The organism is Halomonas sp. A40-4 (assembly GCF_015767635.1).
Taxonomy (GTDB): domain Bacteria; phylum Pseudomonadota; class Gammaproteobacteria; order Pseudomonadales; family Halomonadaceae; genus Vreelandella; species Vreelandella janggokensis.
The window spans coordinates 3,925,389-3,946,465 of record NZ_CP065230.1 but is presented as its reverse complement, the minus strand read 5'-3'; the positions used below and the strand labels follow the sequence as shown (position 1 = coordinate 3,946,465).

General features: G+C 58.0%; 20 protein-coding genes and 1 pseudogene. 15 read left to right on the top strand and 6 right to left on the bottom strand.

The window, feature by feature from the left end; genetic code table 11:
* Positions 1-59: 59 nt before the first annotated feature.
* Complete coding sequence (locus IT895_RS18250; protein WP_199284273.1) at positions 60-1,232, top strand: benzoate/H(+) symporter BenE family transporter; 1,173 nt, start codon at positions 60-62, stop codon at positions 1,230-1,232.
* A gap of 156 nt (positions 1,233-1,388) precedes the next feature.
* Here IT895_RS18250 and IT895_RS18245 read toward each other — a convergent pair whose 3' ends face one another.
* Positions 1,389-2,291, bottom strand: a complete 903-nt coding sequence (locus IT895_RS18245; RefSeq protein ID WP_199284272.1) for a LysR family transcriptional regulator — start codon at positions 2,289-2,291, stop codon at positions 1,389-1,391.
* A gap of 218 nt (positions 2,292-2,509) precedes the next feature.
* On the opposite strand from IT895_RS18245, the gene IT895_RS18240 reads away from it, so the two are divergent.
* Positions 2,510-2,953 carry a universal stress protein gene (locus tag IT895_RS18240; protein WP_199284271.1) on the top strand — a complete coding sequence of 148 codons (444 nt, stop codon included), beginning with the start codon at positions 2,510-2,512 and terminating at the stop codon, positions 2,951-2,953.
* 107 nt (positions 2,954-3,060) lie between these two features.
* Here IT895_RS18240 and IT895_RS18235 read toward each other — a convergent pair whose 3' ends face one another.
* From IT895_RS18235 to hemC, 4 genes and pseudogenes are all read right to left on the bottom strand, one after another.
* Positions 3,061-4,320, bottom strand: a complete 1,260-nt coding sequence (locus IT895_RS18235) for a heme biosynthesis HemY N-terminal domain-containing protein (RefSeq protein ID WP_199284270.1) — start codon at positions 4,318-4,320, stop codon at positions 3,061-3,063.
* Complete coding sequence (locus IT895_RS18230) at positions 4,317-5,789, bottom strand: uroporphyrinogen-III C-methyltransferase (protein WP_199284269.1); 1,473 nt, start codon at positions 5,787-5,789, stop codon at positions 4,317-4,319. The genes IT895_RS18235 and IT895_RS18230 overlap by 4 nt, the downstream gene beginning before the upstream one ends.
* Positions 5,790-5,805: 16 nt before the next feature.
* A pseudogene (locus IT895_RS18225) lies at positions 5,806-6,584 on the bottom strand (uroporphyrinogen-III synthase).
* On the bottom strand, positions 6,581-7,525 hold the full coding sequence (hemC, locus tag IT895_RS18220; RefSeq protein WP_085918070.1) for a hydroxymethylbilane synthase: 945 nt from the start codon (positions 7,523-7,525) through the stop codon (positions 6,581-6,583). The pseudogene IT895_RS18225 and the gene hemC overlap by 4 nt, the downstream one beginning before the upstream one ends.
* Before the next feature lie 138 nt (positions 7,526-7,663).
* Between hemC and IT895_RS18215 the strand changes: the two genes are divergently transcribed.
* The 8 genes from IT895_RS18215 to IT895_RS18180 all read left to right on the top strand — a co-directional run bounded on the left by IT895_RS18215 (position 7,664) and on the right by IT895_RS18180 (position 15,840).
* A complete protein-coding gene (locus IT895_RS18215) occupies positions 7,664-9,715 on the top strand; it encodes a putative bifunctional diguanylate cyclase/phosphodiesterase (RefSeq protein WP_199284268.1) in 2,052 nt (683 codons plus the stop codon).
* Between the two features lie 104 nt (positions 9,716-9,819).
* Positions 9,820-11,226: an argininosuccinate lyase gene (argH, locus tag IT895_RS18210; protein WP_199284267.1), complete on the top strand. Its 1,407-nt coding sequence runs from the start codon at positions 9,820-9,822 to the stop codon at positions 11,224-11,226.
* On the top strand, positions 11,223-11,333 hold the full coding sequence (gene lptM / locus IT895_RS18205) for an LPS translocon maturation chaperone LptM (RefSeq protein WP_082925969.1): 111 nt from the start codon (positions 11,223-11,225) through the stop codon (positions 11,331-11,333). Before argH ends, lptM begins: the two co-directional genes overlap by 4 nt.
* Positions 11,334-12,605, top strand: coding sequence for a diaminopimelate decarboxylase (gene lysA / locus IT895_RS18200; protein ID WP_199284266.1), 1,272 nt, complete (start codon positions 11,334-11,336; stop codon positions 12,603-12,605).
* A complete protein-coding gene (gene dapF / locus IT895_RS18195; protein WP_085918074.1) occupies positions 12,605-13,438 on the top strand; it encodes a diaminopimelate epimerase in 834 nt (277 codons plus the stop codon). The genes lysA and dapF overlap by 1 nt, the downstream gene beginning before the upstream one ends.
* Positions 13,439-13,494: 56 nt before the next feature.
* Positions 13,495-14,208 carry a DUF484 family protein gene (locus IT895_RS18190; RefSeq protein WP_085918075.1) on the top strand — a complete coding sequence of 238 codons (714 nt, stop codon included), beginning with the start codon at positions 13,495-13,497 and terminating at the stop codon, positions 14,206-14,208.
* Positions 14,201-15,106, top strand: a complete 906-nt coding sequence (locus IT895_RS18185; RefSeq protein ID WP_199284265.1) for a tyrosine recombinase XerC — start codon at positions 14,201-14,203, stop codon at positions 15,104-15,106. Before IT895_RS18190 ends, IT895_RS18185 begins: the two co-directional genes overlap by 8 nt.
* Positions 15,103-15,840 carry an HAD family hydrolase gene (locus IT895_RS18180; RefSeq protein ID WP_085918077.1) on the top strand — a complete coding sequence of 246 codons (738 nt, stop codon included), beginning with the start codon at positions 15,103-15,105 and terminating at the stop codon, positions 15,838-15,840. The genes IT895_RS18185 and IT895_RS18180 overlap by 4 nt, the downstream gene beginning before the upstream one ends.
* On the opposite strand, the gene yihA is transcribed toward IT895_RS18180, so the two are convergent.
* Positions 15,834-16,469, bottom strand: a complete 636-nt coding sequence (gene yihA / locus IT895_RS18175; protein ID WP_199284264.1) for a ribosome biogenesis GTP-binding protein YihA/YsxC — start codon at positions 16,467-16,469, stop codon at positions 15,834-15,836. The two genes, IT895_RS18180 and yihA, sit on opposite strands and share 7 nt — an antisense overlap.
* Positions 16,470-16,685: 216 nt before the next feature.
* Here yihA and IT895_RS18170 point away from each other — a divergent pair, with 216 nt between their 5' ends.
* The 5 genes from IT895_RS18170 (at position 16,686) to IT895_RS18150 (ending at position 20,959) form a co-directional block, all read left to right on the top strand.
* The gene (locus tag IT895_RS18170; protein ID WP_085918079.1) at positions 16,686-17,306 is read left to right on the top strand and encodes a c-type cytochrome; all 621 of its coding nucleotides are present in this window, start codon (positions 16,686-16,688) and stop codon (positions 17,304-17,306) included.
* A 108-nt stretch (positions 17,307-17,414) separates the two neighbouring features.
* Positions 17,415-18,047 carry a thiol:disulfide interchange protein DsbA/DsbL gene (locus IT895_RS18165; RefSeq protein WP_085918080.1) on the top strand — a complete coding sequence of 211 codons (633 nt, stop codon included), beginning with the start codon at positions 17,415-17,417 and terminating at the stop codon, positions 18,045-18,047.
* A 35-nt stretch (positions 18,048-18,082) separates the two neighbouring features.
* Positions 18,083-18,889: an endonuclease/exonuclease/phosphatase family protein gene (locus IT895_RS18160; RefSeq protein WP_085918081.1), complete on the top strand. Its 807-nt coding sequence runs from the start codon at positions 18,083-18,085 to the stop codon at positions 18,887-18,889.
* Between the two features lie 103 nt (positions 18,890-18,992).
* Positions 18,993-19,550, top strand: a complete 558-nt coding sequence (locus IT895_RS18155) for a TRAP transporter small permease subunit (protein ID WP_085918082.1) — start codon at positions 18,993-18,995, stop codon at positions 19,548-19,550.
* Entirely contained in the window at positions 19,550-20,959 is a 1,410-nt protein-coding gene (locus IT895_RS18150) for a TRAP transporter large permease (RefSeq protein WP_085918083.1), read from the top strand. Before IT895_RS18155 ends, IT895_RS18150 begins: the two co-directional genes overlap by 1 nt.
* The last annotated feature ends 118 nt before the right edge of the window (positions 20,960-21,077 follow it).

The following is a 21,077-nucleotide window of genomic DNA, read 5'->3' as shown; positions in this document are numbered from 1 at the left end:
CCCACTTCGATATTGCTGGTAGGAAAATAGTACAACTCACGTTATTAGGAATTCGTTGCATGCAGCTTTACAAGGATGCCTCTATCCCTGCTATCACTGCTGGCTTTGTAGCGGTGCTGGTCTCTTATTCCGGGCCACTCGCCATCTTTTTCCAGGCGGCTCAGAGCGCCGAAATATCCAGTGCCATGATGACGTCCTGGGTCTGGGCCATCTCAATCGGCGCAGCTGTCTCAGGTATCTTTTTAAGCCTATGGTTAAAAGTGCCGGTAGTGACCGCTTGGTCTGCACCCGGCACGGCACTGCTGGTGACCTTGTTTCCAGGACTTTCGCTAAACGAGGCGGTAGGCGCTTATTTAACCGCTGCAGCGGTAATTTTTGTGATTGGAATTACAGGTTCTTTCGACCGGATTATTCGTCTGATTCCGCCTGGAATTGCTAGTGCCATGATGGCGGGTATTCTTTTTCAGTTTGGTGTTGGAGTATTTGTGTCGTTGGAAAACGTTCCGATGCTGGCGATCGGTATGATCATTGCCTACCTGGCCTTCAAGCGGCTGACACCTCGCTACAGCCTAGTGCTATTGTTAGTGGTTGGCGTCGCGTTGGCTGTCTTCTTAGAAGGCGCGAGTCTGGAGGGCGTTTCTGTTCAGCTTGCCGAGCCACAGTTAATCCGTCCTGAGTGGACGTGGGATGCTACCTTAAGTTTGGCAATCCCGCTGGTGCTGGTCAGCCTTACTGGGCAGTTCCTGCCAGGCATGGCGATCATGCGCAGTTCTGGCTATAACACAGCTGCTAAGCCAATTGTTACCGTCGCCAGCTTGACCTCTTTGGTTACTGCGTTTTTTGGCGGTATCACCACTGTGATAGCTGCCATTACGGCAGCGATATGTACCAGTAAAGAAGCCCATGAAGATCCAGATAGACGCTATGTGGCCGGCGTGGCGAACGGCGTCTTCTACCTTGTGGGCGGTACTTTCGCCGGAACCATTGTGGCGTTATTTACCGCATTGCCAGGAGAGTTCGTCGCTGTGTTGGCGGGTTTGGCACTGATCGGAGCGATTACCAGCAATGTGAGTGCTTTTGCCGCGGAAAAGAATCACTTGGAGGCATCGGTCATTACCTTCATTTCCACGGCATCTGGTATAAGTTTTTTAGGATTGGGTTCGGCTTTTTGGGGTGTCATTTTCGGGGCGCTTGCCTACAACATTTTACATCGTCGTTTTTCTTTTGAGTGACGGTATGAGAAATAGCATCATTGATAAGATCTATGCGGCAATCGACGATAGTAAAGCTTCACTGCATCGTTGGAGCAAAGCGCCAAGGACTACCTTGGCTCGCCGGGCCTACCGTAAGCAGTCAGTGTTAGCCACAAAATACTCAACGAGCCGTCTTTAGGGATAGCGGCCGGAACGACGATTTTCGACCAGAACCTCTAAAATGGCGTTAGCCTCCTGCATCATGAGAGAGGGGGGCTCACCGCGTCGGCGACTACAGATGACGGGGGTAACCAGTGATTTATCTTTCAACGGAATATAGGTGACGCCATCGCGCTGGACGCGCTTGACTTGCTCTGGTACCAGCGTAATGCCAATGCCTGAGGCCACTAGGCTCAGTGCGGTTTGTAGTTCGTTGGCCTCTTGTACAACCTCCACCTTTAACCCCTGGCGGCGGAAGATGCCCAGTACCATGTCTGCCATGCTTGGCCTTGGCTTGGATGGAAAGAGAATGAGTGGGTAGTGGGCGAGGTCTTCGCAGCTCGGTGTCGTGCCTTCTAGGGGGTGTCCGTTAGGCAAGGCGGCAATTAACGGCTCGTTAAAGAGAATCTCTTGTTCGACGTCTGGGTCATCAATGCGTAGGCGCCCAAACCCAATATCAATACGGCCAGCCTTGAGTGCCTGAATTTGCTGAACGGTCGTGAGTTCTGCTAATGAGAGCTCGACATTATCCTTTTGGCGCAAGTCGCGCACCATTATCGGTAGTTGACCATAAAACACGGAAGGCACAAAACCAATGCCAAATAGCATGCGTTTGCTTCGTGCCATGCGACGCGTTCCATCGATGGTCACTTCCACTTTCTCTAATATCTGTAGCGCGTGCTGTTGAAAAAACACGCCTGCAGGGGTCAAACGCAGACCCCGGGTGCTTCGCTCAAATAGTTCAGCGCCGACTTCTTGTTCTAGCTGCTTGATTTGGCGAGATAAAGGCGGCTGAGATATGTGTAAGCGTTCGGCTGCGCAGGTGAGGTTAAGCTCCTCGGCAACAATACAAAAGTATCTCAGGTGGCGCAGTTCCATGATACCTCCAGGGTATGAGCGGCTGCTTAAACAATATTGGTTTTATCTCTTTACTGGCAGCAGTCTGTTTATAGTGGGGGAGTAAGGCAATGCCCAATGCTGCTTCGGATTGATCTGCTAGGCGTATCATACAATTTTTCAGTCGTTAGCGGATTAAATGTCGTCTCATAAACGCGGCATATCGGCAAAAACAAAAGTTTCAAGAAGGGGATTTCATTATGTATGACCGTATTCTCGTTCCTATTGATGGTTCGGAACATGCAAAGCAAGCGTTATCTGTCGCTTGTAAGCTGTTGGGCGAAAGCGGTGCAACGCTTTACTTATTGCACATACCGCAAGTGTTGGCGTACGAAGCCACCTTAGTCTGGGGTGTTGGCGCGCTAAATGCAGAAGCCCCTCTTGATGAACGTATTAAAGCTGGCGACCAGCTACTAGAGCAAGCGCTCGCTTCAGCGTGTGAACAAGGGGCTCAGCAGGTTGAAAAGCATCTCATTCAGGGCGATCCGGTGAGGGTGATTTTGGAGACAGCTAACAACTTGCCGATAGATGCTATCGTTATGGGAAGCCGCGGACTAAGTGACTTGGGAGGGGTGATGATTGGCAGCGTATCGCACAAAGTGAGTCATTCTGCAAAGTGTCGAGTGATCACTGTAAGCCGGTAGTGTCGGTGGACGGTCGGCCAATGCATCAACGCTACCCAGCGCAGGTTATAAATAAGCAAAAAAGGGGGCTTATTGAGCCCCCTTTTTGAACTTCATCTGTTTCTGCATCAGGCGCGTTTCTTCGCCCTTTTGCCATCTGGCTGGCTATCGCTGGCATCGCTTGGCTGGGGCAGCGAAGGCAGCGACTTGGCCAGCATTTCCACGCTGTGGCGGTAGTAAAGCTGGCTTTTGTTATGCTCGCCGAGACTGGCGTAGAGGCGAGCAAGCTCGGCGCAGGCCACACCGCTGGGGCGTTGGCGTTGGCTGGCCTCAAAGTACTCTTGTGCTTTGGTCCATTTACCGGTGCGTAGTGACAATCGCCCGCAGGCAAGCAGCAGCTCGGGGTCGTTAGGCCGTTCCTGAAGCCATTTTTCCGCTTTGACGAGCTGGCGTGACGGATCGACATTGAGCAATCCGTAACGCTTCACAAGCCGGGCATCCCAGTGGTGATCGAGAGAGTGATTCAGCAACCGTTCGGCAATGGTGTCTTCGTTGGCCTGTAGCAGGGCCTCGGCGTACAGCACGATGAGCTCGGTCTTGCCGCGCAGGTAGTCGGGCATGTCTGCCCAGAGGCTGCGAACACGCTCGATATCGCTCGGATTTTTGGCCTCGAAGATAATCAGCTCACGGTATGCTTTGAACTCGAGTTCTTCGCGCTCCTGCTGTGAAATCAGCTTTTGCGCGGCTAACCGGGGGATCAGCCGGCGTAATCCTTCCCAGTCGTTGACGCTCAGGAAGACCTGCTTGAGAAGCTTGAGTACTTGCGGGTGATTAGACAGCTGCTTGTCCAAGCGGTTAAGAATTGCCAACGCTTCTTCAGGCTGCTGGCGGTCGATCAGTAATTGCGCCTGCATCAAGCCAATGGCGGTATCAGCACCTTCCGTCGTCAGTTGGGCTTGATTGATGTGCTCTTGGGATTGGGTGTAGTTGCCTTGATAGTGTGCCGCCAGGGCTGCCGATAGGTAGTTCACCAGCGGCGTGCTGGAATCATCGGCCGCTTTCACCAGCGTTTTTTCTGCGCGTTTCCAGCGCCCTTCGGTCATGGCCACCAGCCCCCGCACAGTGCGCTTCATGGCACGGCGGTTGCGGGCGCGGCTATTCCAGGTGCGAAATCGGCCTACCGGGCGAATCATGCCGCTTAGCAGGCGCAGTATAAAATGCAGCACCAGAAAGGCGGCCAACAGCAGTACAAGGCCAAACCAGAAGGAGGTTTGCACCGAGGTGTCACCGACGCGTATCAGCCAGTAGCCGGGCACTGACATCATCAGGTGGCCAAACAGCGCCCCAACGGCGAGCCCGGCAACAATCAGCAGGATGAGCTTTCTCATGACTCACCTCCCTCTTGTTGCTGGCGCGACTCGTGGCGGTTGTCGATAAATTCCGCCATGGCCTGTTGCGATCCGCTGATATCCGGCAGTTCGGGCTCGACGGTCACCTCCTTGAGTTCTTCAAGGCGCTCGATCACGCGCTGGGTTTCTTCCCGAGAGGTGTCATAGTAACCGTTGATCAGTTCCAACGCCTTGTCGATACTCGCTTCGTAAAGCGACTGCTCTTCTTTGAGCAAGGCTAACTGGGATTGCTCAAGTATCAGCCGCAGACTTTGGCGCAGGTATGATTCCTGCTCCGGCGTGACCAGCGCTTCCAGGGCTTCGTCATGGTGGCGAATCATCACCAGGTCTTTCAGTTCTTCGCCGAAGCGGGCCAGTTGGCGCTCGAAGGTGCCTGTGGGCGGCTGCTCGATGCTCGAGGTCACCGCACGCTCTTCCACTGCCTGGGAAAGGCGCAACCCGGCGACGCGTTCCTGTTGCGCATTCAGCGCCAGATAGACCCCGGTGCGGTCCAGGCGCGGGACAGCATCAAGGGCGGCCAGTTCGTTGGCGATTTCCCGCCGGACGGATGTCAAGGCAGGGTTGTCGGCATCTTCCAGGCGCGCATCGGCGGTGCGCAGCAGCGCAGTGGCACCTTCAACATCACCTTCCAACTGCAGACGCTGGTTGGCGAGGCGCAATAAATAAGCGGCTTCGGCATGCAGCCAGTCGCGCTCATCGGTTTCCTGCTCTTGAGATAGTTGCGCCAGTACGTCGTCCAGGGTGTCGTCGACGTTGCTGCGATAGTTGGCAAACTCATCGCGCAGCTCGCTGATGGTGCTGTCAAACTGTTGCTCGCGCTGGGCTTGAGCGTTTTCAAGCTGCGCGGCAAGGTCGTCAACGGCCTGTTGCGTCGCACTGCTTTCACTGAGTTCATTAAGTCGCTGCTGCTGGGCTTCCAAGCGTAGCCAGCCCTGCCAGGCGACCACGCCCACCGCTATCGCCAGTAGCAGTACCAACACAATGGCAAACCCGCCTTTGCCTTTGCCGCCGCCAGTGGGCGGCGTGGATTGGGACGGCGGGCTTTGCTTGTTGCCGGATGAAGGCGTTGACGACGAAGCAGGACTTTTTGCGCTGCTGGAAGAGGTATCCTGTGAAGAGCCACTCTTCTTGGGATCGCTGGACGCAGAGGCTTGTTGCCCGTCGCTTGATTGATTGGCGCCTTGGTTCTTTGGCTGGGTTGTATCCTGAGCGGCGTTTTTGGCGCTTTTCTGGCGTCGCCGTGAGCGCTGACCACTGGATGAGGAAGCAGGCGTCTGCGACGACGCTGATGTGTTTGTCGAGGGGCTGGAATCGTCGCCATGACTACCAGGGGCGCCATTAGGAGGGGAGCCGGTTGTGGAGGATGACGACGGCGCCGCCTTGTCCTCACCAGCGGTATACGCCGCGTTTTTCTGGGTGTCGTCCTGATCGCTTGTTTGTTTGCTCATCTGTCGCTAGCCCTTGTTAAGTTCCTTGATCGACATCGGCACCCGCTGGGTCTAGGTCCGAGCCAACGCGGCGATTAACGCCGGTGGTGTGGCCCCTGACGCCACAATGGGGTCGCAAAACCCCAGTCTTTCAGCCAGTGTAGCCAAACGGCGACTGGAAACGATTAGCGGTTGGTTCAACGCTGCCGGTTGGCACCATTTTGCCAGATGTTCTAAGAGTTCGCCGCTGGTGACGATCAACGCCCGGTAATTACCCGTTGCGAGCCGCGCTTTTACGGGGCTCGATGGTGTCAGCAAGCGGCGTCGGTAGACGGCCAAAGCGGTCACCTGCGCGCCGCGTTCGGCAAGCGTATCCGCTAATAGCGGTCGACCGCCTTCACCTGCGACTATCAATACGCGCTGGTGGGATAGCCTTTGCAGTGATGCCAAGCGCAGCAGCGCTTCGCTGGTATCCTCACTCTCACGCGGCGGCGGGACATGCACGCGCACGCCTAACTGGTCGTAAAGCAAGGCCGCTGTACTTTGACCAACGCTATAGTAGTCAATGCCGACCGGCAGCTGTGGCCAGTAGCGATCAAGCGCCTCGCTCAAACAGCCAGCGGCAAAGGGACTCACAACAACGATCTTATGGTACTGATCAATATTTAGCCAAACCTGGCGCAAGGTCGTGTCTTCGGGCAGCGCCTGAAGCTGCATCACGTCCAGTGTCTCAGCGTTGACGCCCTCGCGGCGCAGTGCCTCTGCAAGCACTGTCCCTCGAGTACCAGGCCGGGTGATCAGTACCGGTAGCGTCATATCTCGTTGCCGTATACCTCGGCCAGAATCTTGCCTGCTCCCTGGTCAAGCAACTCCTCAGCGATGCGAATACCCAACGCTTCGGGTTCGTGCATCGAGCCGTGGCCCTCCGCGCGGAGCACTTCGGTGCCTTCCGGGTTGCCGACCAGCCCACGCAGCCACATCGTCTCGTTATCAAGGTCCAGCACCGCATGACCGGCAATGGGCACTTGGCAGCCGCCTTCCAGGCGCGTATTCATCGCCCTTTCCGCGCGAACGCGTGTGGCAGTATCAGCATCGTCCAACGGCGCCAGAAGTGCAATTAATTCAGGATCGTGCAGTCGGCACTCAATGCCAAGGGCGCCCTGCCCGCAGGCGGGTAGGCAGATTTCAGGCGGCATCGCCTGGGTAATGCGGTCGTCCAGGCCAAGCCGCTTGAGGCCGGAGGTGGCCAGGATGATCGCCTCGAATTCACCGCTATCCAGCTTGCCCAGGCGGGTCTGGACATTGCCGCGCAGGTTCAGAATGCTGAGATCAGGACGCGCCTCGCGCATCTGTAGTCCCCGTCGCAGGCTGGCCGTGCCAATGCGAGCCCCCTCCGGCAGCTCGTCAAGGCTGCGGTAATGGTTCGAGACAAAGGCGTCGGTGGGGTCGGCGCCTTCGAGAATTATCGACAGGCCCAGGCCTTCGGGGAAATGCATGGGGACATCTTTCATGGAATGCACCGCGATGTCGGCGCGACCGTCCAGCATGGCCTCTTCCAATTCCTTGACAAATAATGCTTTGCCACCAATTTTAGAAAGCGGTGTATCGGTGATCTTGTCGCCTCGCGTGGACAGCGGCACAAGTTCAACCTCAAGTCCGCTGTGCGCCGCCATCAGGCGGTCGCGAACATGCTCCGCTTGCCACATCGCCAGTTGGCTTTTCCGCGTGGCGATGCGTAGTTTGGTGATAGATGCCACGTTATTCTCCTTTTGCCGCTGACACGGCGCGTCAAATTATGATAGTTCTCATCATAAAGCACCCGGCTACCCAGTAAAAATAACCAATACCGCAAGTGATCTTGAATGCGTCCCAAGTTGCTTGCCTCAGGATACCCTATGACGCCCTCTGCACCGTATGGACAGCTGGATCAATTTTTCCTGCTTTCCCATGATTTATTTTTCTGTATTGACCTGGAAGGGCGGTTTTTGCAGGTAAACCCTGCGTTTGAGAACCTGCTGGGTTATTCAGCGGACGCACTCGTGGGTAGGCACTGTGGCAAGGTGGTTGACGTGCGGGACCACCTTCTCATCGAGACAATGTTTGAGCGCTTGATCCAGGGGCACGATGTTCCCATCTTCGAGGTGCGGGCCCGCTCGTCCTCACAGGCGCTTCACTGGTTAGAGGTCGATCCTTCGCTGGGCGACGGGGTGGCCTATGTCATCGCGCGGGTGGTGTCGGATCGCAAAGCCACCGAAAGCCGACTGAAGCTCCTCGAACGCAGCGTCGAGTCAAGTACCAATGGCATGATCATTGCGGATGCGGCCCATGCTGACTTGCCTATCGTGTACGTTAATACCGCCTTTGAGCGGATCACTGGATATACCCGCGAGGAAGCGCTTGGCCGCAACTGCCGTTTTTTGCAAGGCGACGATACCGATCCCAATACAGTCAAGCAGCTACGCCGGGGTGTCGCTGATGGTATAGAAGTGCATGTGGTGATTCGCAACTATCGGCGCAATGGCAGGCCTTTCTGGAACGATTTATACGTTGCTCCGGTGCGCGATACGTTGGGGCAAGTGACCCATTTCATCGGCGTGCAAAACGATATCTCTGAACAGCGCGAGTACCAGGCACAGTTGGCTTATAACGCCAGCCATGATGCGCTGACGGGGTTGCCAAACCGGACGCTGCTGACCCAGCGCCTGGAGCAGGGATGCCTGGTGGCGCGCCGCTACCAGCGTCATCTCGCCGTGCTGTTTATCGACCTGGACGAATTCAAGCCGATCAATGACACCCTTGGGCATGAAGTCGGTGACTTTATTCTGATGGAGGTCGCCAAGCGGCTTGAAGAGGAACTGCGCCCCTGGGATACCGTAGCGCGTTTCGGCAGTGATGAATTTGTGGTCCTCCTGCCGGATCTGGCCCACCACAGCGACGTGATTCAAGTGGTTGAGCGGATTCTCAAACGATTGGCGACACCCTACTGGCATCAAGGCAGCGAGTTGCGCATTACCGCAAGTATCGGTGGGGCGATGAGCGACGGTACCCTCAGTGACCCTTCCCAGTTGATCCAGCAGGCTGACTTGGCCATGTACAAGGCCAAGCGTCGCGGGCGTAATACCTGCCAATGGTATACCGAGGATCTCAACCGCAAGGTCAGCGAACGGGTCAGCCTGCGCAATGCGATGCAGTATGCGATTGAGCAGCAGCAGTTCGAGCTGTATTTCCAGCCGCAAATGCACGGGCCCAGTGGCAGGGTGGTGGGCGTGGAAGCCCTGATCCGCTGGCCGCACCCTGAACGTGGCTTCATTCCGCCCGGGGATTTTATTGGCCTGGCGGAAGACACCGGGCAAATCATCCCGATCAGCGACTGGGTGCTCGCCACTGCCTGCCGCGTTGCCAAGCAACTGAACGAGCTGGGCCTGGGGCGAATCACCATGGCGGTGAATGTTTCGCCGATGCATTTCCAGCGCCCCGGTTTTCTGGAAACGGTTGAACGGGTGCTTGAGGAAAGCGGCCTGGCGCCGGAACTGCTTGAACTGGAACTGACCGAAGGCGTATTGATGGATAGCGCGGAGCAGGCCATTCAAGCGCTGCAGCGCATACGGCAGTTGGGCGTTCACATTGCCATGGATGACTTTGGCACCGGTTTTTCCAGCTTGAGCTACCTTAAACGCCTTCCTATTAACAGAATCAAAATTGATCGTTCATTTGTGCGTGATGTGATTACCGATCGCCACGATGCCGCCATCATTGATGGCGTTGTTGCCATGGCGGGAAAGATGGAGCTAGAGGTGCTGGTCGAGGGCGTGGAAACCGCTGAGCAGTTTGCCTACCTTGCCCAACGTCACTGCGACTACTTGCAGGGCTACTACTTCGCGCGCCCCATGCCATTGAACGCCCTGCTTGATTTCTTAGCGTCGCCCCCGACGTTGTCGACGCCCTAGGCATTGATGCCGTCGTGATAAAAACGGCGTGCCGCTCCCGAGGGTGACTCTGTTACACTTTCCGCTATCGACTCTAATTGTTTTGTCAGCAGGATATGCCTCCGATGAGCCAAGCTACGAACCAGTCTTGGGGCGGTCGCTTCAGCGAGCCCACCGACGCCTTTGTTGAACGCTTTACCGCGTCCGTCAATTTTGATCAACGCCTGGCGCGCCAGGATATCCAGGGATCTATCGCCCACGCGACGATGCTGGCGCGCGTCGGCGTGCTGACCGACGACGAGCGTGACGCGATTATCAACGGCCTGAGTGAGATCAAGGGCGAAATCGAGCGCGATGAGTTTGAGTGGTCGGTGCCGCTGGAAGACGTGCACATGAACATCGAAGCCCGGCTGACCGACAAGATCGGTATTACCGGCAAAAAGCTTCACACCGGGCGTTCGCGCAATGATCAGGTGGCTACTGATATTCGCTTGTTCATGCGCGACGCCATCGACGTCATAGAAGCCGAGCTTGTCCGCCTGCGCGAGGGAATGATCGAGCTTGCTGACCGCGAAGCCGATACCATCATGCCCGGTTTTACCCACTTGCAGACCGCCCAGCCGGTGACTTTTGGCCACCACTTGCTGGCCTGGCAAGAGATGGTCGCCCGTGACCACGAGCGCCTGCTGGACTGCCGCAAGCGGATCAACGTGATGCCCCTCGGTGCTGCGGCGCTGGCCGGTACCACCTACCCGATCGATCGTCACGTGACCGCCGAACTGCTGGGCTTTGAGCGCCCGGCGGAAAACTCGCTGGACGCCGTGTCCGATCGCGACTTCGCCATCGAATTCACCAGCTTCGCCAGTATCCTGTTGATGCACCTGTCGCGCATGAGCGAAGAACTGGTGCTGTGGACCAGCGCCCAGTTCGATTTTATCGATTTGCCCGACCGCTTCTGTACCGGCTCGTCGATCATGCCGCAGAAGAAAAACCCCGATGTGCCTGAGCTGGTGCGTGGCAAGACGGGCCGCATCTATGGCCACTTGATGAGCCTGCTGACCCTGATGAAGTCCCAGCCGCTGGCCTATAACAAGGACAATCAGGAAGACAAGGAACCCCTGTTTGACGCCGTGGATACCGTGCGTGATTGCCTGAAAGCGTTCGCCGACATGGTGCCGGCCATCGAGCCGAAAAAAGCCAGCATGTTTGAAGCGGCGCGCAAAGGCTTTTCCACGGCCACCGACCTGGCTGACTATCTGGTGCGCAAAGGGGTGGCCTTCCGTGATGCCCATGAGATCGTCGGTCAGTCGGTGGCCTATGGCCTGAGGACTGAAAAAGACCTTTCAGAAATGACGCTAGATGAACTCAAGCAGTTCTCGGCCACTATTGAGCAGGATGTATTCGAGGTGCTGACGCTGGAGGGCTCTGTGGCCGCGCGCAATCACATCGGCGGAACGGCCCCCGACCAGGTGCGTGCCGCCGCCCAGCGTGCCCGCGAGGCACTGGCAACCTTGAAAGGGGGGGCACTATGAAAAAAATTGCCTTACTCGCCGTGGTGGCCCTGTTGCTGGTCGGCTGTGGACAAAAAGGGCCGCTCTACCTGCCCGATGACGATAATGTCGATCAGCAGGAGGGTTAAATGGATCATTTTAACGACCGTGACGGCCTGCTTTTTGCTGAAGATGTCCCGCTTGACCGTATCGCCGAGACATACGGCACGCCTTGTTATGTCTATTCAAAGGCAACACTGACGCGCCATTTCCGCGCCTACACCGAAGCGTTGGGCGGCCATCCACACCTGATTTGCTACGCGGTAAAGGCAAACTCCAATCTCGCCGTGCTGGGGCTGTTGGCCAAGCTGGGAGCGGGTTTTGACATTGTGTCGGTGGGCGAGCTTGAGCGCGTGCTCAAGGCGGGCGGTGACCCGGACAAGGTCGTGTTTTCCGGCGTGGCCAAGCAGCCCCATGAAATGGCCCGGGCACTTGAAGTGGGCATCAAATGTTTCAACGTCGAGTCACGCCCCGAGCTCGAGCGGCTGAACGCCGTGGCGGGTGAGCTTGGCAAGATGGCCCCGGTGTCGCTGCGGGTCAATCCCGATGTGGACGCGGGTACCCACCCATACATTTCCACTGGCCTTAAGGACAACAAGTTCGGCATTCCCGTCGACGATGCCCTGACGGTGTACGAACTGGCCGCAAGTCTGCCCAACCTGCAGGTCAAGGGCCTGGATTGCCATATTGGTTCGCAGCTTACCGAAACCGCGCCGTTTCTGGATGCGCTGGAGCGTTTACTGGTGCTCATGGAGCGCCTGCGCGAGCGTGGCATCGAGATCGACCATCTGGACCTGGGCGGCGGCCTTGGCGTGCCCTACCGGGATGAAACCCCGCCGCACCCGTTTGACTACGCAAGCCAGCTACTCTCGCGCCTGTCGCGTTGGGAAGGCGGCGAGCAACTGACGCTGCTGTTCGAACCCGGTCGTTCGATTGCCGCCAATGCGGGGATCATGCTCACCCGTGTGGAGTTTTTAAAACCTGGCGAAACCAAGAACTTTGCCATCGTGGATGCCGCCATGAACGATCTGATACGCCCGGCGTTGTATCAGGCATGGCAGGCCATTGTCCCGGTGGATACGCGATCAGCGCGCGAAACCTCGATCTACGATGTGGTGGGGCCGGTCTGTGAAACGGGCGACTTTTTGGGTCAAGAACGCGAGTTGGCGATTGCCGCGGGCGACCTGCTGGCCGTGCGGTCCGCCGGCGCCTATGGGTTTGTCATGGCCTCCAACTACAACAGCCGCCCGCGCCCCGCTGAAGTGATGGTAGACGGCGAACGTTGTCATCTGGTCCGCGCCCGTGAAACGCTGGAAAGCCTGTGGTCCGGTGAAGCCTTGCTGCCCGAAGGAGGCTGCTAATGCTTTTGCACTTCACCAAAATGCACGGCCTCGGCAACGACTTTATGGTGGTCGACCTGGTCACCCAGCGCGCCCGCCTGCGCGACGAGCAAATACGCCAACTGGCGGATCGGCGTTTTGGCATCGGTTTTGACCAACTGCTGATCGTGGAGCCGCCCCGCGACCCTGATATGGACTTTCGCTACCGGATTTACAACGCTGATGGCAGCGAAGTCGAAAACTGCGGTAATGGGGCGCGCTGCTTTGCGCGCTTTGTCCGTGAACAGCGTCTGACCCACAAGCACGAAATTCGTGTTGAAACCGCTGGCGGACCGCTGGTGTTGAATGTTCAGCACGACGGCCTGGTGCGTGTCGACATGGGGCAGCCGCGCTTTAATCCGGCAGCCGTGCCGTTCGACGCCCCGGGCGACCAGCCGCTGCACGATGTCGAGGTGGATGGTGAAACGCTGCAACTGGGTGTGGTGTCGATGGGCAACCCCCATGCGGTGCTTCAGGTCGATGACGTTGATACCGCTCCCGTCGCGCGTTTGGGTCCGCTGCTCGAAGCGCATCCGCGCTTTCCCAAGCGTGTGAACGTGGGGTTCATGCAGGTGCTGTCGGCAAGCGAAATCCGGCTACGGGTATTTGAACGCGGTAGTGGCGAAACGCTAGCCTGTGGTACCGGGGCCTGCGCCGCCGTTGCCAGTGGTATCCGCCAGGGGCTGTTAAAAAGCCCGGTGCGCGTCCATTTACTCGGCGGCGAATTGAGTGTCGAGTGGTCGTCACCCGAGTCACCGCTGATCATGGTGGGGCCGGCGACGCATGTCTTCGACGGCCGGGTAGCGATTTACTAGCGCTTTTGAACAACCGATAGAGCAAGCAGTCTTTGACTAACCCAAGGAGAACGGCGATGTCCCAAGCCCCAGAACCGCGCAAAACGCTCGACCCCGATCAAGTCGCGTTTTGGCTGGCGCGGCATCCCGATTTTTTCGTGGGGCGGGAAGGGCTGCTGCAGCAGTTGCAGGTTCCTCATCCGCATATTGAAGGGGCGGTGTCGCTCCTCGAGCGCCTGGTGATCGACTTACGCCAGCGCGCCGAGACCGCCGAAGGGCGTCTTGAGCATTTGCTGGAAACCGCTCGCCATAATGAGGCCCAGTACCGACGGCTGCGCGAAACGTTGCTGGCGCTGGTGGAGGCCGACACGCGTGACGCTTTGGCCCAGGCGTTGGCCACGCAGCTTAGTGAGCGCTTCAACACCCCCGCCATGGCGCTATGGTGCCCCGCGACATTAAGCGACGACGAACCCTCACTCCCGCAGCCGCCCCGGCATGTGCTGGATCAGCATGCCAGTGCCCGGTTGGCGGCGTTGCTCGATGGCCGCACCAGTCGTTGCGCCAAACTCAGCGTCAGCGACTGGAAGTGCTTGTTACCCCACGTCAAAGCGCCACGCAAGGCGGGTTCATGCGCCATTTCGCGGCTTTCTGCGGGTGAGCCGCTGGGGTACTTGCTGATTGCCAGCCCCGATGCCGATCAGTACCGCGCCAGTATGGATACGCTGTTTACCGAGTACCTTGGCGATATCGTGGCACGGCTGCTGATTCGCCTGACGCCCACCCATGAATGACGACGCTACCCGCCAGCACGCTGAGGCGTTTCTCGCCTCGCTCGCACGCCACGCAAGCGAGGCGACGGTGGCTGCTTACCGCCAGGATATTGGCGCGCTGTGCGGGTTTATTGAGCGCCAGGACGACGATGCCGCCGCGTTCGACCAGCATCTGCTGCGCGCGTTTTTGGGGGAAGAGCGCCGCCGGGGGCTTGCGCCACGCAGCCTCGCCAGGCGCCGCGCGGCGTTATCGCGCTTCGCCGATTACCTGGTGAAGCAGGGCTTCATCGCCGATAACCCGCTGGATCTGGTCCGTACACCCAAGCAACCCCAGCACTTACCGCGCCCGGTGGATGTCGATACGCTGGCGCGCTTTCTGGATACGCCCCACGATGACTCGCCACTGGCGCGCCGCGATCAGGCAATGCTGGAACTGCTCTATTCGAGTGGGTTGCGCTTGGCGGAGCTGGCGTCACTCGACCTTGAGGCTCTTCAGGACCATCGCGTACGCGTGCTGGGAAAAGGCGGCAAGCCCCGCCAGGTGCCGGTGGGGCGTCGAGCCCGGCAGGCGCTGGCGGCCTGGTTGAGCGTCCGGCCCCAATGGGCGCCTGACGCTGAAAAAGCGCTGTTTGTCGGCCAGCGTGGGGCACGCCTGGGACATCGGGCGATTCAAAAGCGCCTGGCATTGCTTGCCATTGAGCGGGGGCTACCCGAGCATTTGCATCCTCACCGACTCCGCCATTCATTCGCCAGCCATTTACTCGAGTCCAGCCAGGATCTGCGTGCGGTGCAGGAGTTGCTGGGGCATGCCAACCTCTCGACCACCCAGGTCTATACGCGGCTGGACTGGCAGCACCTGGCAACCAGCTACGACGCCGCGCACCCTCGCGCAAAACGCCGCCCACGGAGCGAGCCATGACCTCACTCAAAGCGATTACCTTTGATCTGGACGATACCCTCTGGGATAACAGCGGCGTGATGGCGCGAACGGAAACCGGGCATTACGGCTGGCTGCGTGAAAACCTCGCCGCTTGGTTGGCCGAACGTTGCTGGCCGTCGTGGGGGCTAGGGTTTGATCAAGGGCTTGAGGATTATCTGCAACGCCGAAAGCGACTGGCCTTGGAAGTGCCCGAACGACGTGGCGACTTTACCTGGCTGCGTTTACGTGCCCTGGAAGCGCAGCTCGAGACCCAAGGCTTGCCGCGCAGCGCTGCAACGCTGTGGGCCGCCGCTGCCATGAATGAATTCCATCGTTTGCGCGTACAGGTGACGCCGCACCCCGAAGCCGCCGAGTTATTGTCAGACCTTGGGCAACGCTATCGGCTGGCGGCCATTACCAACGGTAATATTCACCTCAAACGTCAACCGTTGGCGGGTTACTTTGAAGTGGCGATCGCCGCCGGTGAACTATTGGCCCCCAAGCCCGACCCCACGGCGTTTCTGGCCGCGCTTGAACGCTTCGAGGTCGCGCCGCACAACGCCATGCACGTGGGCGATTCCTGGGAAGAAGACATAGTCCCGGCCCTGCGGTTGGGCATGCACGCGGTGTGGATCAGCGAGGAGCGTCACGACGCGCTGCCCAAGGGCGTCCATCAGATTGGCCATGTGAGAGAGCTGCGCGGCGTGCTGGCGGCATTGAAGACGCCTTATTGAGGCGTCTTCAACCACTGGTCCAGACGCTGTGCGAGGGTGTCGACCCCGTCACGCTTGAGCGACGAGAACAGTTGAACCGATACCAGGTCCTCCCACCCCTTCAGGCGTGATCGCACTTGCTGCAACGCCGCGTTGGCCGGGCCCTTTTTCAGCTTGTCGGCCTTGGTGAGCAGAATATGCACCGGCATGTCACGCTGGTCGGCGAACCCCAGCATCATCTGGTCAAACTCGGTGAGCGGATGGCGTACATCCATCAACAGCACCAACCCGCGCAGGCTGAAGCGGCCGCGCAGGTAGTCAGACATGTGCTGCTGCCATTCCAGCTTGACCGTTTCGGGGACTTTGGCGTAACCATATCCGGGGAGATCGACCAGGCGGTATGCCTCATCATTCATGACGCTAAAGAAGTTGATTAACTGGGTGCGCCCCGGCGTACGCGAGGTGCGGGCCAGCGCTTTCTGCTGGGTAAGGGCATTGATCGCACTGGATTTTCCGGCGTTCGAGCGCCCGGCAAACGCGACTTCGGCACCGGTATCGTCCGGGCATAGGGCGAGCGTAGGCGCGCTGGTCATAAATTGCGCGGTGGGGTAATTAAGTCGCACAGCTGAACTATCATGGGGGGTAGGCATGGCATTAATCCTGACAAACAAAGATAAAAACAATCAATAAGGTGACCAACAATGCGCGACAAGATTTCTGCAATTTGGAGGCTTCGCTATACTGCACACAAATGGGTTTCTATGGCCCGCGGGTAGTGTAACACCGTGCTCTGCCGGGCAGCGACCAACGTGTCAGCTTGTGTGTCGTGCGGAGGCTTTGATAACACCAACCATAATGGAATTGCGATGAGAACATTACTGGCAAGCCTGGCCATTTCCCTGGGTGCCGCGGGGAGCGCTGCGGCAGATCCTCGGTCGGAGGCTGACGCGGCCGCCGGTGAAACCCTGGCAACGCCCTGTGCGGCTTGTCACGGGCAAGCTGGTATCAGCCCTACACCGACATTTCCTCATTTGGCGGGCCAGCAGATGTCGTACCTTGCCAAACAAATCATGGATATTCGTGATGGCCGCCGTGAGGTGCCGCAGATGGCGGGTCAGGTGGATAATTTTGATGACCAGGACGCCTGGGACGTGGCCGCTTTTTACGCCGGGCAGGAGCCTCATCTTGGCCAGGCGGATGATGACGAAGCGCTGTTGGCCCGTGGTGAAGAGCTGTACCGGGCCGGTGACAGGGAGAATGGCATTCCGGCCTGCAGTGCCTGCCATACGCCGACCGGCCGGGGAATAGGCAGTGCGGCTTATCCAGCACTCTCGGGGCTGCAAATCGATTACACGGTCAGCACCCTGCAGGACTTTGCCGCCGGCGACAGGGACAACGACCCTAACGGCGTGATGCGTGATATCGCGACAAAAATGAGCGATGACGACATGCAGGCGGTAGCTAATTATCTGCTGGGTTTGAATTAAACGACCGCCCTCAATAAGCTCATGTTATTAATCACTTGTTTTGCCAAGCGTGGAACCCCAGCCGAACGCTGGGGTCACAAGGTCGCTTTCCCACGGAGAAGAGTCACTATGTTGAAAACGTTAATGGTTGCGGTTGCCGGACTAAGCTTGTCAGCGGCGGTCAGTGCCCAAGAGTTGGTTGAAGGACAGCACTACGAAGTGCTCGACGAGCCGGTTGAGACGCAGGTTGAGGAGGGGCAAATAGAAGTGCTGGAGGTATTCTGGTTTGGCTGCCCGCACTGCTATCGCCTGCAATCACATGTTAATGAGTGGTACGAAACCCTCGATGATGACGTGACGGTTGAAAAAATGCCGGCGACCATGGGCGGCGACTGGAATACCCATGCCAACGCCTTCTACGCCGCGAAAGAACTCGGTATTGAAGAGGACCTGCACGCGGATTTCTTCGACGCCATCCACCAGGACGAGCGTTCTCTGACCGATGAAGACGAGATCGCCGCCTTTTTCACCGATTATGGCGTTAGCGAAGAGGAAGCCAAGGAAGCCCTCACGGCCTTTAACGTTCGCAGCAACGTGAACAAAGCCAATAGCCGCATGCGCGATATGCGCCTGATGGGTGTGCCCGCGCTGGTGGTCGATGGTCGCTATGTCGTGACGCCAAGCAGCGCCGGTAGCCTTGAAAACATGCCCAATATCGCCGACGCCCTGGTTGATCAGGTCCGTGAAGCGCGCCAAGAGTAACGCTTTGTGACGCTGCATTCACCACGGGGTTTTGCATGAAAGAGCTGGAGGCACACGCACCGCTGCTGAGCAGCGGCCACTTGCGTCTGTTAACGTTTAATCTCCAGGTCGGTATTCAGACCTCGGCGTATCATCACTACGTAACGCGCAGCTGGCAGCATCTTCTGCCCCATCCCCAACGTTTGCAGCGGCTGGCATTGATGGCCGAGGTGATGGGCAGGTTCGATGTGGTCGGGCTTCAGGAAGTCGATGGCGGCAGCTTTCGCTCAAGCCGCGTTAACCAGGTCGAATACCTGTCCGCCAAGTCGGGATTGCCCCACCATTTCCAGCAGTTGAACCGCAATCTGGGCCGTATTGCTCAGCACAGCAACGGGCTGCTGTCGCGGATGGTTCCCAGTCAGATAGAGGAGCATCGTTTGCCAGGCGCAATGCCGGGGCGGGGTGCCATCCACGCGCGCTTTGGTGAGGGGCCGGATGCGCTGCATATCTTTGTCGCGCATCTGGCGCTGAGCCATCGCGGTCGCGTGCGGCAGCTCAACTACCTCAGTGAAATCATCCAGCCGCTGCGCCATGTGGTGGTAATGGGGGATCTGAACTGCACACCGGATCAGTTGCATGCCCACGAGCGCTTCAATGACGCCCTGCCGCTACACCCGGTAAAACCCCTGCTGAGCTACCCATCCTGGCAGCCGCGGCGAGCGCTGGACCATATTCTGCTCTCCCAGTCCCTCGAGGTGGTGGATGTGCAGGTACTGGATCATCTGTTCTCTGACCATCTGCCCATTGCCGTCGATTTGCCGCTTCCTGAAGCCTGTCTAGCGGCGATTCGCGCAAGCGTTTAATAGATAAGCGCGTCTCGCTGTTCAGGGACGCTGCAATGTCTGCGTATTTGCGCTATTGTCTGGGGCGCTGACTCCTCTTAGCCGTTTTACGCGAGACACTTCCATGTCGGACACAACAAAACTACCTGCGTTGATAGGTGCGCTGGACCGCGCTTCAGAGTGGTTCGGGCGATCCCTTGCGTGGCTGATCATCATCATGATGCTGATTCAGTTCGCGATTGTACTGCTCCGCTATGCGTTCAGCGTGAACAGTATCTTTATGCAAGAGCTGGTGATGTACATGCATGCCAGCGTCTTTATGCTTGCCGCGGCTTATACCTTTCGGCACGACGGTCATGTGCGGGTCGACATCTTCTACCGGGGAATGTCGCCACGCCGCCAGGCCCTTATCAATGTGGTGGGCATTGTGACGTTATTGATGCCGGTGATGGTGTTCATCATTGCATCGAGCATGGGTTACGTGGCCAATTCCTGGCGCATCCTCGAAAGCTCCCCTGACCACGGCGGCATTCCGGCCGTGTTCGCACTGAAAACCCTGATACCGCTATTTGCATTGCTGATGATCGTTCAAGGCGTCATTGAAGTTGTACGCAATGGTTATGTGCTGGCCGGACGGATAGCGCCCGCCGAAGATGATGACCATCATGAGGAGCGCCTTTGATGCTGGAATTCATGCCGATTGTTTTATTTGCCGTCATCTGTATTGTCCTGATGTTCGGCTTTCCCGTGGCGCTCTCGCTGGCGGGCACGGCGCTGCTGTTTGCCGGTATGGGGCTGGGCCTCCAAGCCATGGGAATCGATGCCAATTTCGATGGTGGCTATCTTGCCGCGCTGCCCAACCGACTATACGGCATCATGACCAACCAGACGCTGTTGGCGGTGCCGCTGTTTGTCTTGATGGGGGTTTTGCTCGAGAAATCCAAAGTCGCCGAAACGCTGCTCGATGCCATGGCACTGCTGTTTGGTGCCATGCGCGGTGGCTTGGGTATCTCGGTGACGCTGGTAGGCATGCTGATGGCCGCATCCACAGGCATCGTGGGGGCAACCGTGGTCACCATGGGCCTGATGTCGTTGCCGACGATGTTGAAGCGTGGCTACAGCACCTCGCTTGCGACGGGGACGATTTGTGCCACCGGCACGCTGGGTCAGATTATTCCCCCTTCCATCGCGCTGGTACTACTGGGTGACGTCTTGTCATCGGCGTATCAGCAAGCGCAGCTGGATATGGGGATTTTTAGCCCGAAAACGGTATCGGTGGGTGATCTCTTCATGGGCGCACTGGTGCCGGGTTTAATCCTCGTGGTCATGTACATGGTTTACGTAGCGCTCATCGCGTGGTGGCGCCCGAGCATGGCCCCCGCCGCTGATCGAAAGGAGTTGATGGAAGAGCTTGGTCACACCTCGGGGCTTGGCATGTTGCTGCTCAAAGGTCTGGTGCCACCCGTGGTGCTGATTGTGGCGGTGCTTGGGTCGATCCTCAGTGGCTTTGCGACACCTACCGAAGCGTCCGCCGTGGGCGCCTTTGGCGCCCTGGTGTTGGCGCTAGCCTATCGCCAGTTGGATATGGCGACCCTGAAAGACGTTCTGCGTTCGACGACCAACGTCACCACCATGGTGTTTCTGATTCTGATCGGGGCGGCGCTGTTTTCGCTGGTATTCCGGGCTTATGGTGGCGAGCACATGGTCACCGAGCTGTTTGAAGGTATGCCCGGCGGCGTGGTGGGCGCAACGATCATCGTGATGCTGGTTATCTTCCTGCTGGGTTTCATTCTCGACTTTATCGAAATTACCTTCGTGGTGGTGCCCATCGTCGGCCCGATTCTGCTCGCCATGGGGCTTGATCCGATCTGGCTCGGCATCATGATTGCGATTAACCTACAAACGTCGTTCTTGACGCCACCGTTCGGCTTTGCTCTCTTTTATCTGCGTGGGGTGGCGCCGCCGTCAGTGCCGACTTCGGCGATCTATCGCGGGGTGATTCCGTTTATCCTGATGCAGTTGGGCATGTTGCTGATGCTGACGTTCTTTCCGCAGTTGGCAACGTGGCTGCCCGCGCAGTTCGGCGGCTAGCAATAAGTTGAAAGTCGCCGCTGCTATCAACGCAAGGACGTGACAACCTAGCACTTACGCAGTTAAATAACTCATTAACCATTTGCAGCAAGCCGCTTGGTCCAACGCCTGAAGCACA